This window comes from Desulfovibrio sp. JC010, from assembly GCF_010470675.1.
In the GTDB taxonomy this organism is placed as follows: Bacteria; Desulfobacterota; Desulfovibrionia; order Desulfovibrionales; family Desulfovibrionaceae; genus Maridesulfovibrio.
Map to the genome: position 1 here is coordinate 220,713 of NZ_VOIQ01000006.1, position 16,398 is coordinate 237,110.

8 protein-coding genes are annotated in these 16,398 nt (G+C 52.3%); all 8 read right to left on the reverse strand.

Features of this window, described 5'->3' with window-relative positions; translation table 11 throughout:
- The 8 genes from FMR86_RS08995 to FMR86_RS09030 all read right to left on the reverse strand — a co-directional run bounded on the left by FMR86_RS08995 (window position 1) and on the right by FMR86_RS09030 (window position 16,318).
- On the reverse strand, window positions 1-5,331 hold the full coding sequence (locus FMR86_RS08995; protein ID WP_163350763.1) for a transporter substrate-binding domain-containing protein: 5,331 nt from the start codon (window positions 5,329-5,331) through the stop codon (window positions 1-3).
- A 192-nt stretch (window positions 5,332-5,523) separates the two neighbouring features.
- A complete protein-coding gene (locus FMR86_RS09000; RefSeq protein WP_163350764.1) occupies window positions 5,524-6,081 on the reverse strand; it encodes a flavodoxin family protein in 558 nt (185 codons plus the stop codon).
- A gap of 14 nt (window positions 6,082-6,095) precedes the next feature.
- The gene (locus tag FMR86_RS09005) at window positions 6,096-6,695 is read right to left on the reverse strand and encodes a class I SAM-dependent methyltransferase (RefSeq protein ID WP_163350765.1); all 600 of its coding nucleotides are present in this window, start codon (window positions 6,693-6,695) and stop codon (window positions 6,096-6,098) included.
- Window positions 6,696-6,716: 21 nt separating this feature from the next.
- Window positions 6,717-10,700 carry an acyl-CoA dehydratase activase gene (locus tag FMR86_RS09010; protein WP_163350766.1) on the reverse strand — a complete coding sequence of 1,328 codons (3,984 nt, stop codon included), beginning with the start codon at window positions 10,698-10,700 and terminating at the stop codon, window positions 6,717-6,719.
- A gap of 148 nt (window positions 10,701-10,848) precedes the next feature.
- On the reverse strand, window positions 10,849-11,331 hold the full coding sequence (locus FMR86_RS09015; protein WP_239057188.1) for a MarR family transcriptional regulator: 483 nt from the start codon (window positions 11,329-11,331) through the stop codon (window positions 10,849-10,851).
- 37 nt (window positions 11,332-11,368) lie between these two features.
- Window positions 11,369-12,667, reverse strand: coding sequence for a hypothetical protein (locus tag FMR86_RS09020; protein ID WP_239057189.1), 1,299 nt, complete (start codon window positions 12,665-12,667; stop codon window positions 11,369-11,371).
- A 2-nt stretch (window positions 12,668-12,669) separates the two neighbouring features.
- Window positions 12,670-13,485: an outer membrane lipoprotein-sorting protein gene (locus FMR86_RS09025; RefSeq protein WP_163350769.1), complete on the reverse strand. Its 816-nt coding sequence runs from the start codon at window positions 13,483-13,485 to the stop codon at window positions 12,670-12,672.
- A gap of 145 nt (window positions 13,486-13,630) precedes the next feature.
- Window positions 13,631-16,318, reverse strand: coding sequence for an RND family transporter (locus FMR86_RS09030; protein ID WP_163350770.1), 2,688 nt, complete (start codon window positions 16,316-16,318; stop codon window positions 13,631-13,633).
- Between the last annotated feature and the right edge of the window lie 80 nt (window positions 16,319-16,398).

The following is a 16,398-nucleotide window of genomic DNA, read 5'->3' on the forward strand; positions in this document are numbered from 1 at the left end:
CTACCCCTGTTCCTCAGCTAGCGAATCAAGAAGAGCCCGTGCTTCATCGCGGGCTTCATCTGTTTCAAAATCATCCATGGCCTGAACTATCTTACCAACAGATTCCGCCATAGCTGTGCCGGAAACCATTTTCTCTATCTCTGCTGCAAATTCCATGGCCTGCGCTACATTCTCATCTACCAGAACAACAAAACGTTGCAACTTATCCTGCAATTCATCCGGATCCGGCCCCTCGCCGGATGCTTCCGCCTGTTGTATTTCAGTGGCGGATCGTAAAATATTTTCATCCTCTTCCGGCAAAAGCTCATCCAGAGCCTGCGCAACAATATCCATCCGGCCGGACATGTCTATTAGTAACTCTTCCAATTCTGTTTCCCCGCCGCGCAAGGCGCGTTCCGCCTCACCTGCAGCATGGGCCAGATCATCCGCCCCCAGATTGGCGGCCACCCCTTTCACGGTATGGGCTGTACGGGTGGCGGTTTCAATTTCACCGATCCTCAGCTGTTCGCGGATTTCATCTACTGAGCTGAGGTATTTGGCCCGGAACTGGTTGAGCAGTTTCCTGTATAATTCCCGGTTACCGGAAACCTTCACCAGCCCGGATTTGACATTGATACCCGGCAGACCATCAAGAGGCAGGCTGTTTTCAGCAAGCTCCCGCTCTTTAAGTTCCGTAGTGGAAACATATCCTTCCGGCAGATCCCTTTGTCCGGGAGTAATCCACTTCACCAAAGTCGCCATGAGCAGATCAGGATCGATGGGTTTAGTAATATGGTCATTCATCCCGGCTTTAATACTCTTTTCCCGGTCTCCGGCCATGGCGTGGGCGGTCATGGCCACAACAGGCAATTCCTCTGCGCTGATTTCGTGTTCCCTGATCCGGGAAACCGCGGACAGACCGTCAAGCTCCGGCATCTGGATATCCATAAACACCAGATCATATTCATTTTGCAGAACACTTTGCACTGCTTCCAGCCCGTTGTCGACAACTTCAACAACCATGTCCGCTTTCTCAAGCAGCTCAACTGCTATCTGCTGGTTGATTTCATTGTCTTCAGCCAGCAGAACCCGTGCCCCTCGAATATCACTCAAGCCTTCAGTTTCTTTAGAAAAAAGCAAAGTCCGTTTTGTCTTACGCTCAACATCATGGCCGAAAACACCCATGATAGTATCAAAAAGAACCGACTGGTTGACCGGCTTAATCAGATAGGCTTCAAGCCCGGCACCTTTGGCCTGCTCCATAATCTCTTCCCGCCCGTAGGCAGTAACCATCAGAATTTTAGGTAGTTTCTGCCCGGCATACTCTTCAATCATGCGGGCGGTTTCTATGCCGTCCAGACCGGGCATTTTCCAGTCCAGCAACACAAGTTCGTAAGGCTCACCTTCTTTGGAAGCCAGCTCAAGCATATCCAGCCCATCCTGCCCGGAAGCAGCGGTACTGACCTTGAAGCTCATGCTTTCCAATGCCTCGGAAAGGATGGCCCGTGCAGTGGGATTATCATCCACCACCAAAGCACGCAGGCCGCGCAGGTCCGCAGCGGGAATATAGCTGACCGAGGCTTTCTCCCCTTTGCCCAGTACAACCGTGAAAGCAAAGGTGGAACCATGGCCGGGCATGCTGTCTACCCTGATACTGCCATCCATCATTTCCACAATCCGTTTACAGATAGCCAGCCCCAGTCCGGTGCCGCCGTATTTACGGGTAGTGGAGCCGTCAGCCTGTGAAAAGGACTGGAAAAGCCTGCCCATCTGCTCTTTGGTCATGCCGATACCCGAATCAATTACCGAGAAAAACAAGGTCACGCTGTCGTCAGTCTCATCCTGTTTTTCCACAGAAATGACAATATCGCCCTCTTCAGTAAACTTGGTGGCGTTGTTAGCAAGATTGATGAGCACCTGACCAAGACGGAGAGGATCGCCTATTAAATCGTTGGGAACATCGGGACTGACATGAAAAAGGACCTCCAGCCCTTTTTCCTCGGCTTTTACCGCAACCACATTGGCAAGGTTGTCCATGGTCTCATCCAGCCGGAAAGGAATGCTTTCCATATCCATTTTTCCAGCCTCGATCTTGGAAAAATCAAGGATATCATTGATGATGCCCAGCAGGTTATTGGCCCCGGCCCGTATTTTGGAAAGGTAATCGTGCTGCTTGGCGGTCAGCTCCGTCTGCAGGACCAGATGGCTCATACCGATGATGGCATTCATGGGTGTCCTGATCTCATGGCTCATACGGGCCAGAAAATCACTCTTGGCCCTTGTGGCTTCTTCGGCCTTGTCACGGGCCTTGAGCATCTCCTGCTCGGCCTCCATGCGCATCTGAACTTCCCCGGCAAGACGCCTGTTGGCCCGGACAACCACAAAAAGGATCAATCCGGCCACACTGCCGATGCCGAGGACAATCTTGGCCACCATCCACAAATTCAAACCGCCTTCCACCCGCAAACTGATCCACTTGCGGATAACCGCCTCGGATTCCCTTTCGGTAATGGAGCCGATTCCTTTGTTAAGAATAGAAATAAGGTACGGCGACATCCCTTTACGTACGGCAAAACAGAGCTGCCGGGTGACAGGCAGTTGCAAAGCGACCTTGAGATTGTACAATCCGTTCTGGTTGATCAGGTAACCGAGCACTTCCAGTGTCCCCACGTAACCGTCGACCTGCCCTTCAGCTACCATTTTAAGTCCGTTCAAGGCCCCGTTCACCGGCACTAGCTTCAGCTGCGGATAACTTGTCTCCAGATATTTGTGCGCAGCATTACCGGCACTGACTCCGATACGCATGCCGGCCAGATCTTCCACACTGGAAATAAAAGGCATATTCTGCCGGACAACAACAACTTCTGAAAGATTTATGTAGGGACTGGAAAAATTGAGAAATTCTTTACGCTCTTCAGTCTCACTGGCCGCAGCCAGCATGTCGGTCTTGCCTTTCCGGACCAGATCAACGGACTCGCTCCATTTTTCCGTGGGCACCAGCTCAAGGGAAAGCCCGGTGCGCTCAGCCACAAGTTGCAACAGGTCTGCGGAAATTCCCTCGTACTGTTTTGAACCGGGATCAATGCGTTCAAGGGGCAGCCAGTCCGGGTCTACGCAAAAGCGGACAGCCGGGCTGGAACGCAGCCAGAGCTGTTCTTCCCGACTCAGTTCCACCCTGCGCTGATTGCCTTCCCCGGTCCACCTTTTCAGGATTTCACGCTCTTCCTGACGGCTGATTGATTTTAAGGCCCGGTCAAAAATAGCGGCAAGTTCCGGCCAGTCCTTACGCACCCCGATAGCCAGCACGGAACCTTTTGTCTTCAGCTTGCCCTGCACTTCCAGATTGGTAAGCAGATTGCGTTCAATAAGGTAGACGGCCACCGCCCTGTTGCCCACGTAAGCATCTACCTCACCATGGGCGACGGCTTCCAGTGCCGCAAGGGTATCCGGAAACTCCTTTACCTGCGCCATGGGATAATTATCCCGGAAATATTTCACATTGAAAAAACCGCGCTCAAGGGCAATGGTTTTATCGCTCAGCTGCTTTTCATCGCTAAACTCGTAACCGTCCGTACGACCCACAATCACATGGGGAATGACCATATAAGGATCGGAGAAATGGACATACGGTTCGCGGTCCTTCTTGGGAGTCACATCCATGAGGGCGTCGATGCGCTTCTCCTTGACCGACTCCAGATTTTCCTTGAACGGTCCGGGCACAATCTTGAGCCTGTTGCCCAGCCGTTTGTTGAGCAGGTTCACATAATCAACACCCAGTCCTTCGGGTTCCCCGCGATCATTAACATAATCAAGCGGAGGCCAGGCATTCATGATGGCGATGGTGATCTGCGGATGTTTATCGAGCCATTTAAGATCATCAGGACTCAAATTAAAAGTATCGTCTTCCAAAGAGTAGTAATATTCATCAGGGTCAGAAATCCAACGTTTCTCAATATCCGCATAGACCTGATAGGGAATCCGCTCAAACCCCGCATTTATCTTCTGTATGAGCTCCGGTTTACCCTTGAGCACCCCGGCCCGGATGGAATTGGAAAACACAGGTTCCTTTCCCTTGGTCAAAGCCCCTTTCATCTGCCAGCCGCTCAGCTCCGCCTCCACAGGAAGCACCTCGTGCAGCAAAGCATTCACATTGTTTTTCAAAACGGCCAGGACCATGGCCTCGCTATTCGGGAATGGGACAGCTTCGACTCCCGGAAATTTCTTCTGCAGATAGTTCTGCTGAAAAGAACCATCCAAAACGGCAACTTTCTTTCCGTTCATCTTATCCAGCCCACCGGGCTGTTTCTGGTCCTCCCTACAGAACAGGGACGTATCCACCCTGAACAGGGGGTAGGAAAAATCAAGAAATTCCTTCCTGTCCTTTGAGCGGAAAAGCCCGGAATGAATATCGGCATTGCCGTTCCTGACGGCCTCCATGGTCCCGACCCAGCTGTCGGGCATGAAATTAACTGGGATTCCGGTCTGCGCACTCCATGCCTTCCACAAATCCACCAGTAATCCGGTGGGGGCACCGTCCGGGCCGAGCAATGAAAAAGGCGGGTAGTCACGGTCAAGAGCGATGGTCAGGCAGTCGGGCGAGCGTCCTTTTGCAGCAGCCACCCATTTACGATTGATAGCCTGCCTTTCATTGCCGCTGATTTTATCCATTCCGTCATTGATAACGGAAAGAATCTGCTCCCGCCCTTCCGGCACAGCCACCAGCCAATCATTACGGTAAAGGGGCTGCCCGGTTTTATACTGAAATTTAGAAATAAGATCATATTCCCGAAGATAGGAAAGACCGATCAGGGTTTCGGCAACAAAGACCTTGAGTCTGCCCTTTTCAAGGTCCGACATAAGGGATTCAAAGTCCGGATACTCGGCCAGAACGGTCTCCGGCTGCTTCTCGCGCATGATATCAATTGACAGATCCCCGGCAAGTATCCCGACCCGGTATGGGGAAACATCTTCATTGCTCTCCACAGGCAATGCTTTATGGTAAAATATCTGGGTATCGCCCCGGCTCAAAGCTTCACCGTATTGCAGATACTCATCCCGCTTTTTACTATAAAAAAGTCCGGCATGGGCATCGACCTGCCCTTCGCGGACCATACGCAAAGTATCCTTCCACCGGGCAGGCTTCAAATCCAGCTTCACCCCGGTCTTTTCCGACCAGAGTTTCCAGTAATCCATGATCAGACCGTCTGCCTCCCCGGCACTGTTTAGGAATTCAAAGGGCTGGCAATCTTCACAATAAACAACCGAGAGGGAATGCTGATCCTGCTCTGCCGCAAATGCACACTGCGCGGAGAGTAAAAGAAGAACAGCAATTAACAATCTATTCAAAACCATCAGGACATCCTCCCGGAAAGCACGGAGATCATAAAGAGCGAAAAGAAAAGCGGAAAGTAAATATCAGGAAAGATAGCCAATAGTGAGCTTTATGTAAACAATTCTGAATTATAATACTGTTCAATACAAAAAAAGCCGGAACTTCAACAGCTCCGGCCTTCATATCCACGTATCAACAGACGACTTAAATCATTATACCATACAAGGCTCCAAAGAACCGAGCAGCCCAGCCACCTTTCCGCGAACCTGCTTCAGGTCATCGGCATTGGGACGCCCCTCGATATCTCCGAGGCGGCCCGAAGTATTGAAATGCTGCATCTTCTTTGGAACAAAAGAACCCACAACCGCCCATTCATCAGCAACGGTGATACCCAGATGGTCGAAAAGCTGCCCCATATACTTGATGGCCGGGACAGCCTCGGCCTCCCCGGTATGCGGTCCGGCGTAGGTGCAGTATACGCAGGCGAATTTACCGGGAATACGCGGAGAACCGGGCAGGATCAGATTATTGTCACGGGCATGCATCAGCTGTCGGTCAATCCAGCCCTGCACGGCCTTGCCCGGCAGCCATGTATAAACACCGGAGCCTATAAAGGTCAGATCATAATCGAGCAGTTCAAACAGGATACCCTCTTTTTTGAGATTGAAGGTGGAAACCTCATGCCCTGCCCGGACAGCTTCTTTTTCAATTTCAAGGGCCACTTTCTCGGTCTGCCCGTTCAGCGAACCGTAAAGATTCAGTATTTTCATGTACGATTTCCTTTCTATCTATCTTTAGTAAAACAAATCAGGTAATTAAACCCAAGATCAATATAGTTCGATTCAGTGAACCCCAACGGTCCCAGCACTGCTTTGAGTTCTTCCCCGGAAATGCGCATGTGCAGCGGCGGACCGAAGTCGGTCTTTTCCTTTTTGCACTCCAGTACGGCCAACTGTCCGCCCGATTCCAAGACCCGGTGGATTTCACTGAAAATTGCTTCCCCGTACTCATCAAGACTCATGCAGTGCAGGGAGGTGCTCATAAAACAGGTCTGCACACTGGAATCCTCAAAAGGAAGTCTCCCGGTCATGTCGCCGAGAAATGTCCTGATATTACGCAATCCGTTATCCAATGCCTGCGCCTTGACCTGCTCCAGCATGGAACCGTTGCTGTCAAGGGCGTAAACCCTGCCGGAAGGCCCCACGTCGCAGGCGGCGTGGACAGAGTAATCTCCGGGACCGCAACCAAGATCAAGGAAGATAGATCCGGTTTGCAGCCCGAGGGTTTTGAAAACCAGATTGGAATCATGCATGCCGTAACTGGTCGGCCCCCGGCGGTGGTGTCCGCCTTTGCAGCGCATTCCGGGATGATGTTCTTTATTCATGAAAAACCTCTTTGCAGCGATTTAAAGGTTGTAGAGAAAGGAATCCACTTTGAGCCTGTTATTCTCATTGCGGTTGCCGTCAAAAGTCAGGGAGAGAATCGGGGCATAAGGCTTGTCATCAAGGCGGTCCTTGAGGATGCCGAGGCTGATTCCGGTGTTTTCGTACATGGATGTTACGGAAATCACCCCTTTGACGCCGGGAACTTCATCCATAATCTTGGCTCCGCGATAACGGCCGAAAGCACCGGAATAGTAACCGAGCCCCCGGTCCGCTATTTTCTTCAGCGAACCGAAATCACGTTCGTAATGGCTGAACTCGCCGAGACAACCGGAAACCCGCTCCATGTATTCCTTGAAAAGCGCAATATTGCTGCGCAGGGATGGATCGGCATCGATCTTGTTGTAGTTGTAGTAGTCGTACCAGAGGTTCCAGAGGTACTCGCTTAAGGGGGCGTAAATGATCCTGCGACCCTGCTCCTCCAGCCTGCCGAAGGTGTTGTCGTTGAGCAGTGATTTGAATAGGACCAGCGGTTCGCCGATGGCCATGATGGCTCCGTCATGATCCTGCCGGGCAAGGGTTTCCCGGACGATGCGGGCTGTGGATTCCAGCTTCTCAATATCCAACTGCTCGCGGGAGGCCAGTCGGACCATAAACTCAAGGGTCTCGGCCCGTAATGCCAGCGGGGTATGCAGCACCAGATCCCCGGCCAGCAGGCAGAGAAACAGCTTTTCAGCTTCCCTGTCTTTGAGCAGACGCAATTCCTCCATGAACGGTGAAATCAGCTGCACATCCTCAAGCCCTTCCTGATCAAGAACACAACGCAGGAACCGGGAATACTGCCCGTCCACTTCGGCACCTTCGTTCTGGGGAAAAAGCACGGAGGGCCGGGTTCCGTTGCCATTGTACTTCTGCAGACCGGAAAGCACTTCGCCCAGCAGGGCGGTCAGAGAAAAATACTCATTCCCTGAAGAAAACCTGCGCCCGGTATCCACGGATTCCTTTGAGCTGGGTGGAATGACCCGTGCATCAATTCCCTTGGCCTTGAGCATGGCGCAACCGATGGTGGAATAAGGATAAACATCCGGCAGCAGCAACGGCCCGGCACCAAGCCGCGAATAGTCGGTCATGATGTTCACCGGATCGGAGCTGCCCATGTTCACATACTCTTCCACGGCAAGAGCTTCACGTTCCGGCACTTTGTTCAGGCTGTTCACAAAAGCCTCGACACGGGTCTGCACGCCCACACTGGAAGAATGCTCGTCCACCTCAATGGTCAGGGAAGGTTTATCCTTGAATATTTCCCCGTAATAATGGGAGAAAACCGTATCCGGTCCACAACCGTGGTGGGTCAGGAAGATGGGATAGAGGTTGGGATGCTTGGCGACCAGCTTTGCTGCAGCCAGCATATGCTGCCCGAAGGGCCAGAACATATTGGGATGCTCCTCAAAAATGTCCGATTCCGGCAGGTCGAAAAGGGGAATGGTCCGGTAGCCCAGCTCCGCAAGCTTGTCCGGGATACCCATGTTCAGTACCGGATCGGCCACCCCGTAGATCTTGGAGATGAGCACAAAAGCCTTGGCATTGGGATCAAGGGAGGCCAGAGTTTCGCGACCCCGCTCCTTCATGCGCTGCTGCAAGCCCTGATAGGCCGCCATCCCCGCTTTAAGGGCCGCCCCGGCCTCTTCCGGACTTTTACCCAACTGTTTACCCAGAGCCATGAACTGGGACTGCATGAACTCAGGCCCCTGACTGAAAGCCAGAGTCGGGGCCAGCATTTTGATGTTCTTTTCATCAAGCTTCATGGCCTCGCTGACGATTTTGAAGGCCAGTTGCATGTAAGCGCATCCGTAAGTCTGACGGGACCTGGAATGGGGATGGAAAGCGGTGAAAAGATCAGGAAAGAAAAGGTAATCCACTCCGCGCGCAACCAGTTCCGCAGCGTGTCCATTGACCAGCTTGACCGGATAACAGGTCTCGTCAAGGGAGTACTCCTGTGACAGCCTGATGGTTTCACCGGAAGTGGGTTCGGAGAGAACCACGTTCATACCCAGTTCTTTAAAAAAGGTATGAAACAGGGTGAACATGCCGAATGTGAACAGGGAGCGGGGCATGCCCACGGTCTTCTGGTTCCGGTCAATGGTTCCGTCATAATCACGGAAAATGAAATCCTGCACCTGTCTGTTGAATGATCCGGGTGCAAACTGCGGTGCGGGTTCTGCTTCCGCAATTTCCGGCTGCTCATCCTGCAGATCAAATCCCTTGAATAAAGTTACCCCCTCCATTTCCTCGCGGGCGATGATGGCCGCGCCCACGGCCCCGGTGACACTGAAGAAAGGGGGAACCTGCACATCCATACCGTGTACCGCCCTGAAAGCGTTGATTATGGCCTGATTGTAAGCCACACCGCCCTGAAGCAAAATCTTGGTACCGACCTTTTTACGGCCCACCACCCGGTTGGTGTAGTTCTTGATAATGGAGTAGCAGAGCCCGGCGGCAATATCTTCGATTGAGTCGCCCTGCGCCAGATGGGCGGCAATGCTGGTCTCCATGAACACGGTGCAGCGTTCGCCGAGATTGATGGGAGAATCGCTTTTGAAAGCCGTGTCCGCGTAGTCATCCAGCGCAATACCGATTTTCTTGGCCTGTTCTTCAATGAACGATCCGGTCCCGGCCGCGCAAACCTTGTTCATCTGAAAGTCCGAGACCGCACCGTTTTTAATGGAGATGAATTTTGAATCCTGCCCGCCGATCTCAAAAACAGTATCCACACCCGGGCAGAGGGAAACCGCAGCACGGGCCTGTGCGGTAATCTCATCCTTGACCACGTCCGCACCGATGAGCCGCCCGGTCATGTTACGCCCGGACCCGGTAGTGGCCGCGCCCATGACTTTGACCTTCCCGGAAAAATCCCTGCCCAGTTCGGCCAGCCCCTGCTTAACGGCCTTAACCGGATCACCCGCAGTGCGCAGGTAGCGATAGCCGAGCACCCGGTTCTCACCATCCACCAGCACAACATTGGTACTGGTGGAACCCACATCGACCCCGACCCAGCATTCCACCGGGGCGGATTCCATGGAAATATCCCGGCAGATATGTTTATCCGCCGCATCTGCAATCCCGTACCCGGCAAGAGGCGGGAGAGTTACTTTATCCTCTGCGGAGAACAGCGGTTTGCAGGGATTTTTCAACAGGGCAATCAAAGCGGATAAATCAACCGCATTGCGTTCTTTAAACCCGATCAGTGCCGCCCCCACAGCTCCGGCAACCTTGCCTTGCGGATGAACTATGAGCTGTCGGTCATTCAACTGCAGAACTTTCTGCAAAGCGAAAATAATGGCCTTGTTGCGGGAAACCCCTCCGCTGAAGAAATAAGGAGGGTTCTTCGCCAATCCGCGCATGACCGCGTTGCGGTAGTTCCGCGCTGTGGCATAGGCCAATCCGCGCAGGATATCCGGGATGGAAACACCCTCCTGCTGATGGTGGGTGATGTCGGTTTTGGCAAAAACACTGCACCGTCCGGCAATTCTGGGAGTTGATCCGGCCCCATCTTCGATGCGAGAATAATCCTCAATCTCAATACCTATGCGCGAAGCCTGTTCTTCGAGGAAAGATCCGGTACCCGCCGAGCAATCCGGGTTCAGGGAAAATTCCATTGCGGCTTTGTTCTCTGACGCGACTCCGGCAATATATCCGGCCCGCTGGCCCCCGATTTCAATGATAGAAGCGCACTCAGGAGCCAACAACCGGGCCCCCTCCACCAGCGCGGCAATATCATTAACAGACGCAACGGCATCAGATTCAGCAAAAATCTTCCCGCCGCTGCCGCCCACCGCCCCGCAGAGTCCGCCTGCCAGCTCCGGCTTCAGTTCTTCCAGAACCCTGAGCAGAACCTGTACGGGCTGCCCTTTATGCAGCACATATCTGCTCCTGAGGATGTCCTTATTTTCATCAAGAACAACCACTTTTACCGACGAATAACCGATGTCTATGCCTATGCTGTTCATAATTTTCTCCAATTTAGTTAAGACACTTAACTATTGTAATAAAAAAATATCTACAAAAAACGCAACGCTCGCAAGTCGAAGCGGCGAAGCCAAATAAAAAAGTTTGGGATTCTCAAACTCTTTTCAACAAACGCGAAGCGCATCAAATCTAAACTTTCTTCCCGAACATCTCCGCCAGACGATCATCCACAACGGTTTCCACCACTGCAAGCACAGCTCCTGCAGTAGCCAGCTGCGGGTCGGTGAATTCATCCAGCCGCTCCTTGAGGTTATTCATATGCCGCTCATGGAACTCCTGATGAACATCAAACGCTTCCCGCCCTCTTTCAGTGAGCATGGCCAGCAATTCCTTACGGTTATCCGGTGCCGATTCCTTGCGCACAAAACCGCGCTTCTCAAGCTTGCCCATCATCTGCGAAATAGCACTCTTGGTCACCCCGAGCACTTCAGCAATGGTCTTGAGATTGGCACCTTCGTTCAGCCCGATGGCATGCAGGCAACGGATTTCCCGGGGAGTAAGCTCCAGCCCTTCGCCGATGACAATGGGCTGTTCCTCAATCCTGCTGTGCTTGTTGATGATACGAATCAATCTTCCGGCCATGTAACGAATCGCTTCTTCTTTATTGTCCATATAAATTTGATAAAGACACTTAACCATACCTGTCAAGCTAAAAACTGTACCGGATCGAACTGTACACGTTTGAGTTGTTGGTGAACTGCCCGAAAAAGGTCTGCTCGTTGGCACCTATGAAGATGTTGGCCCCGCAACCCACAGTCATGCGGTCCGAAACCTTGTACTGCAATCCCGGCCGCAGATAGGCATCTTCATCGCTGGGCGAATAATAGCCGTCAAAACTCAGGGTCAGGTTCTGGTTCATCATCTGCTGCGTGAACTGCATGGTGATCACATGCCGGAACTCATCCTTAGGATGCGCGGGATTATGCACCGAAAGATAGTTATCGTAATCCAGCATCTGCTCCACGTAGTACTGCACCTCGCAATTGCTGTCGGTCCAGAGCTCCTGCGCATAACCCACCAGATAGCGTATTTCGGAATTATCCACCCCGCTGTTGGTTCCACCACGGCTCTCGGTGGAATCGTAGTATGCGATTTCCATATTACCGATACCCGGCCCGACCTGACCACGCACACTGCCGCCGTAGACATGCAGGGCAGGAAAAGTAGCCTCGTCATCGGAATTCATTCCGGCGGGCTTTTTCCAGTAACCCCAATAACCGTACAGGGCCAGTTCGTAGTTATTGATATTCTTGTAAATACGGGCCGAAACCTCATCATTTTCAAACCATTCATCAGGAACATCAGTATCGAGAATATTATCCCGGCCCACCAGACGGTCTTCCAAACCGCTGAAGTAGGAGATGTACTGCCCGTCAATGTAACGGTCCGGTTCAAATTTCGGGGTGTAGACCAAATCCACATTAGCCAGTTCGGTAAAAAAACTGACCTTGGCTGAATTGCAGGGAGCCTTCAGGTATTCCGCATCACGGCCCATAAAGAAGGACCGCCAGTCCTTGGGAAAAAGGTCATTCAAAAAGACCAGCCCGCCCGTACCCCAAGTGAGAATCTGCCGCCCGAATTTGATATCCATGAAATCCGTGGGCCGGGAAAACATCCATAGTTCACGGGTTTCATAAACAATACGGTCAGTGACCCCGTCGGCACGCAAATCTCCCTTGTACTTAAAATCCGCCCAGTCGGTGTAGGTAAAGACCTCTCCCTGCAAGCGGACTTCGGCCATGGAGATCTGCTTTTCTTCCGGGTCCTGCTGGGTGCGTGCACCTGCGCGGGCTTCGATGAATCCGTTGAATTCCAGCGGTGCGAACTGCTCGCTGAATGTTTCCAGCCAGCTCTCCCCGCCATCCGCAGCCGAGGCAGGCCCGGCTGCCGCCACCAGCAGTATTGCCAGCAGCACCAGCCAGACCATTATGCATATACTCCTCAGCATGCTCATCGCATCAATTCCCTCGGCGGACGGCGCAGGTATCTTTCACCGAAGATGGATTCTTTCACCGGGAGATCATAAACCACGCCGGAAAAAGTCATCACCGTCTCGCTTCCGGTCTCAAGGTTTTTGACCTTGGAAACTGTCACCGTGGGGTAAGTTTCACCGCTCTTATCTGATGCGATATCCTCAACCTTGAGCACTTCCATGGTCCGGTACGGCTTATCCGTTCCTTTGAAGTACTCCATACGCATGGGCACATAGGTTTTCATGTCCACATAAGCAACATAGTGGGAGAATTCCACATCCCCGGGATTTTTCGGGGTGTTCTTGAGCAGGTAGCAGCCGTTTTCAATGCCCAGCAGTTCATGCACATCCTCATGCAGGCTACGCCCGGAAATATCCTCATACAGAAAATCCGAACCTGCGAAGCTGGTCCTTTTATCCCCTGCTGCAATGCGTTTAACCATGTCCAGACTGGGCATGTACAGCCAGCGGGAGTCGTCTTTGCCCGGTTCAACGGTCTTGTGCACGAGGAAGACCATTTTGCGCACATCCGCCGGAGCCTTGAAGTAGGACATGTACAGCTGTCTGGAATCACCCTCACCTGCATCTTTGCGCAGGATGCTCAAATCACGTTCCCGCTTGCGGCCCTGACTGTCAGTAATTTCAAGGTGAACTTTGCCCTTGCAGGTTTCGCCCTGATACAGAGCCATGTGGTTGGCCTTGTTGACTATTGTTTCAACGTCCGGTGCTGCCATTGCAGACGCACTTATTGCCGTAACCAGTGCCATTGCTGTTAATAATATTTTAGATTTCATTGTTAATCCTGTTGTTTTGATGCGCTTCGCGCTTTTATTGAAAAGAGTTTGCCTCCGGCGGCTTAAACCCTTTGAAAAGGGTTTAAGAATCCCAAACTTTTTTAGTTCGGCTTCGCCGCCTTGAGAGGGTAGTTCGTTATCTTAATTATTGATTCACTTTCACGGGAACTGTTGCTTCATCAGAGTTCGACTGAGCCGGAATTTCCAGCTTGGCCCCGGCAAAGAAGAACCTTGAAGCCACGGTGATGATAGCGGGCATGCCTACCAGAGTCATAATCCCGGAGATCATCATGATGGATGAAAGCAGCAGACTGGTGGTGCGGTACGGAATCAGGGCCGAGATAAGCATGGGCAGGAAGCCAATGGCGATGACCAGCACGTTGCGGCTGATGGCCCTTGCCGGGGCACCGTACATGCGCGGCAGGGTTTCCTTCCATGATCCGGTTCTGGAGTAGATTTTCCGGCTGCGCTCCACAAAATGGATGGCGAAGTCCACGGACATGCCCAGTGTAAGTACGCCGAGCACAGCCACGGGCATGTCGTAATCCTTACCGATCAACCCAATGAATCCGTAGATGAAAGCGATGGTGATGGTCAGCGGGACCATGCACAGCACACCCCATTTCAGCGAGCGGAACAGGAACACGGCCATGAGCAGAACTATGGCGAAGCTGCCGATGAATGAACGGAGCATGCCTTCCACCATCTGGCTCTGCCAGGCCACGTTGATGTAGGTCAGCCCGGCCCAGTTGTGGGAGATATCGCAGGGCGGGGGATTACGTTGGAAGTAGTCGGCCACAAAGGTTTCCACCGCTTCCATGACCATGTTGTCACCGCTGGAGAGCTGGAAAACCACGCAGGCACCATTGTAATCCGGGGTTACGTAATGCCAGAGGTCATGCGGACGGTGACTCTGCTGGAACTGCATGTAGCATTCACCCACGGTCTGCATTTTTTCCGGCACCAGGTAGCTGGCTTCCTCGCCATCGGTCAGTTCCTGATGAATTTTGCTGACCAGATCTGCCGGGGCAATACTCTTGCCCACCAATCCCTCTTTGAAGATCTCTTTCTGCAATCCGGCAAGGTAGCTGAGCATTTCCGGCTGCTTGAATGGTTTCAAAGACTCTTTTTCAAGACTGAAAAAGCTGCCGAATTCTTCATAAAGATAGAAATCATCACCCTTGGCCGCGTTTGCCTTGGTTGCGGCAAGAGAAACGGCCCGATCAAGGAACGGTTTGTCCGATACCGTTTTAGGCATATCCAGCAGTGCGCTCATAAAATTCACGCCCTTCTGCTCCGCACCGGGGAATTCGGCGGAGATTTGTTTGCTGAACGCGGTGAATTTATCTGCCAGTTTACGTTTGTCGGATTCGGAAAAGCCGACTTCGCTGTCTTCGCTTTCCAGAATCAGGTAGGCGGGATAGGTTCCGGCAAAATGCTTATTCAGGGCCGTATCCGCCAGACGGATGGGATGGCTGGGGGCGAACCATTTTACCGGGTTGTCGTTGATTTGAATCTTGCTGATACCCCATGCGGAGACCACCAGCAGGATCAGGAACAGACCCAGTAAAGGTTTTGCGTAGCGGTAGGAAATTCCCCCGGTTTTTTCCAGAATACGGGACAGCAGGGTGGTATTGTCGCTGCCGTGTTTCTTGAACCCGAAGTTGCTGAAAATCCGGGCCGGGAGGACCATGATATAGGCGGGCACGAACATGATGGTCAGCAGCCAGGCCACCATAATGCCCAGCCCCACAAACACACCGAATATCTGGACCGGGGGAATAGGAGTGAGTGCAAGAGAAATAAAACCAGCCGCTGAAGTGAGCGAGGTATAAAGCATAGGCATGAACAAGGTGTTCAGGACCTCGACAATGGTCTCTTTCCTGCCCTTTTCCGGGGTATAGAGGTCGAAGAATTCCGATAGAATATGGATCGAGTCCACCACCGCAATTGACATTAAAAAGACCGGGATCATGGAACTCATGATATGCACTTCAAATCCGCAGCCGATCATGGTCCCCATGGTCATGACCACCGAAAGGGTGGCGATGATCATGGGCAGGAAAGTCAGCGAGAGCTTGCGGAAAAAGAAATAGAGCAGCAGGAAAATAGTGCCCATGGCCAGCGGTGAAGCAAGGCTCATCTCAGTGAACATTTCAATGCCGATGGCATCCTGCGCCACGGGCAGTCCGGTGATGTGAAATTCGTCATCTCCGCCCAGTTCTTTAATTTTTTCCTGCAGGGCCGTATAGACTTTGTAGCTCTGGTACTTGTCGGTCAGGGGCAGGTAGACGCAGATGGCCTTGCCGTCTTCGGAAGCCATCTGCCCGGAGAGCATGGGGTTGGCAAAAACCTTTTCACGCACCGCATCGGCTTGCGACTGGGTGGACGGAGGACGGGCCATGAGCCAGTCAAATGAAATAACTCCCGGACCTTCCTGGCTGATATGCTCCACCATGGAAGGAGCGATCATATCCACTTCAATGACCCCGTCCATTTTTGCCGGATCATCAGGATTCTCCCAGCGCAGGGTACGGGCGAATTCCGCCAGATCATAGACCCGTTTCAGAGTTTCTGGGTTAAAAACCCCGTGCGGGTTCTTTTCATTGATGATTCCGAGAACCACGATTTCCGAAAGGGAGAATTTTTCCTTGGCCTCATTATGGAAGACCCGTGAAGGTTCGTCCGCAGGAAGCATGTGCTCCGGGTCGGTATCAATGACCACCTTCGGAAAGAAGGATCCGCAGAAGACCGCCAGCAGCAACAGCAGGACAATAGTCATCCAGCTTCTTCTGGTGGCGAATGCAATCAGCATCTGTTTCATTATATTCATATCTTGCCTCGTTTGTTTAATTTTAGTTAAGCTACTAAACTATGCGTTTATAAAATTCCCCGAACAGGACACCGCGTGAC

Excerpts from the sequence above, each read along its gene's own strand:
- FMR86_RS09015 (WP_239057188.1), bottom strand. The coding sequence starts at position 11,331 with ATGGACAATAAAGAAGAAGCGATTCGTTACATGGCCGGAAGATTGATT.
- FMR86_RS09005 (WP_163350765.1), bottom strand. The coding sequence starts at position 6,695 with ATGAATAAAGAACATCATCCCGGAATGCGCTGCAAAGGCGGACACCAC.
- FMR86_RS09030 (WP_163350770.1), bottom strand. The coding sequence starts at position 16,318 with ATGAATATAATGAAACAGATGCTGATTGCATTCGCCACCAGAAGAAGC.
- FMR86_RS08995 (WP_163350763.1), bottom strand. The coding sequence starts at position 5,331 with ATGGTTTTGAATAGATTGTTAATTGCTGTTCTTCTTTTACTCTCCGCG.
- FMR86_RS09020 (WP_239057189.1), bottom strand. The coding sequence starts at position 12,667 with ATGCTGAGGAGTATATGCATAATGGTCTGGCTGGTGCTGCTGGCAATA.
- FMR86_RS09000 (WP_163350764.1), bottom strand. The coding sequence starts at position 6,081 with ATGAAAATACTGAATCTTTACGGTTCGCTGAACGGGCAGACCGAGAAA.
- FMR86_RS09025 (WP_163350769.1), bottom strand. The coding sequence starts at position 13,485 with ATGAAATCTAAAATATTATTAACAGCAATGGCACTGGTTACGGCAATA.
- FMR86_RS09010 (WP_163350766.1), bottom strand. The coding sequence starts at position 10,700 with ATGAACAGCATAGGCATAGACATCGGTTATTCGTCGGTAAAAGTGGTT.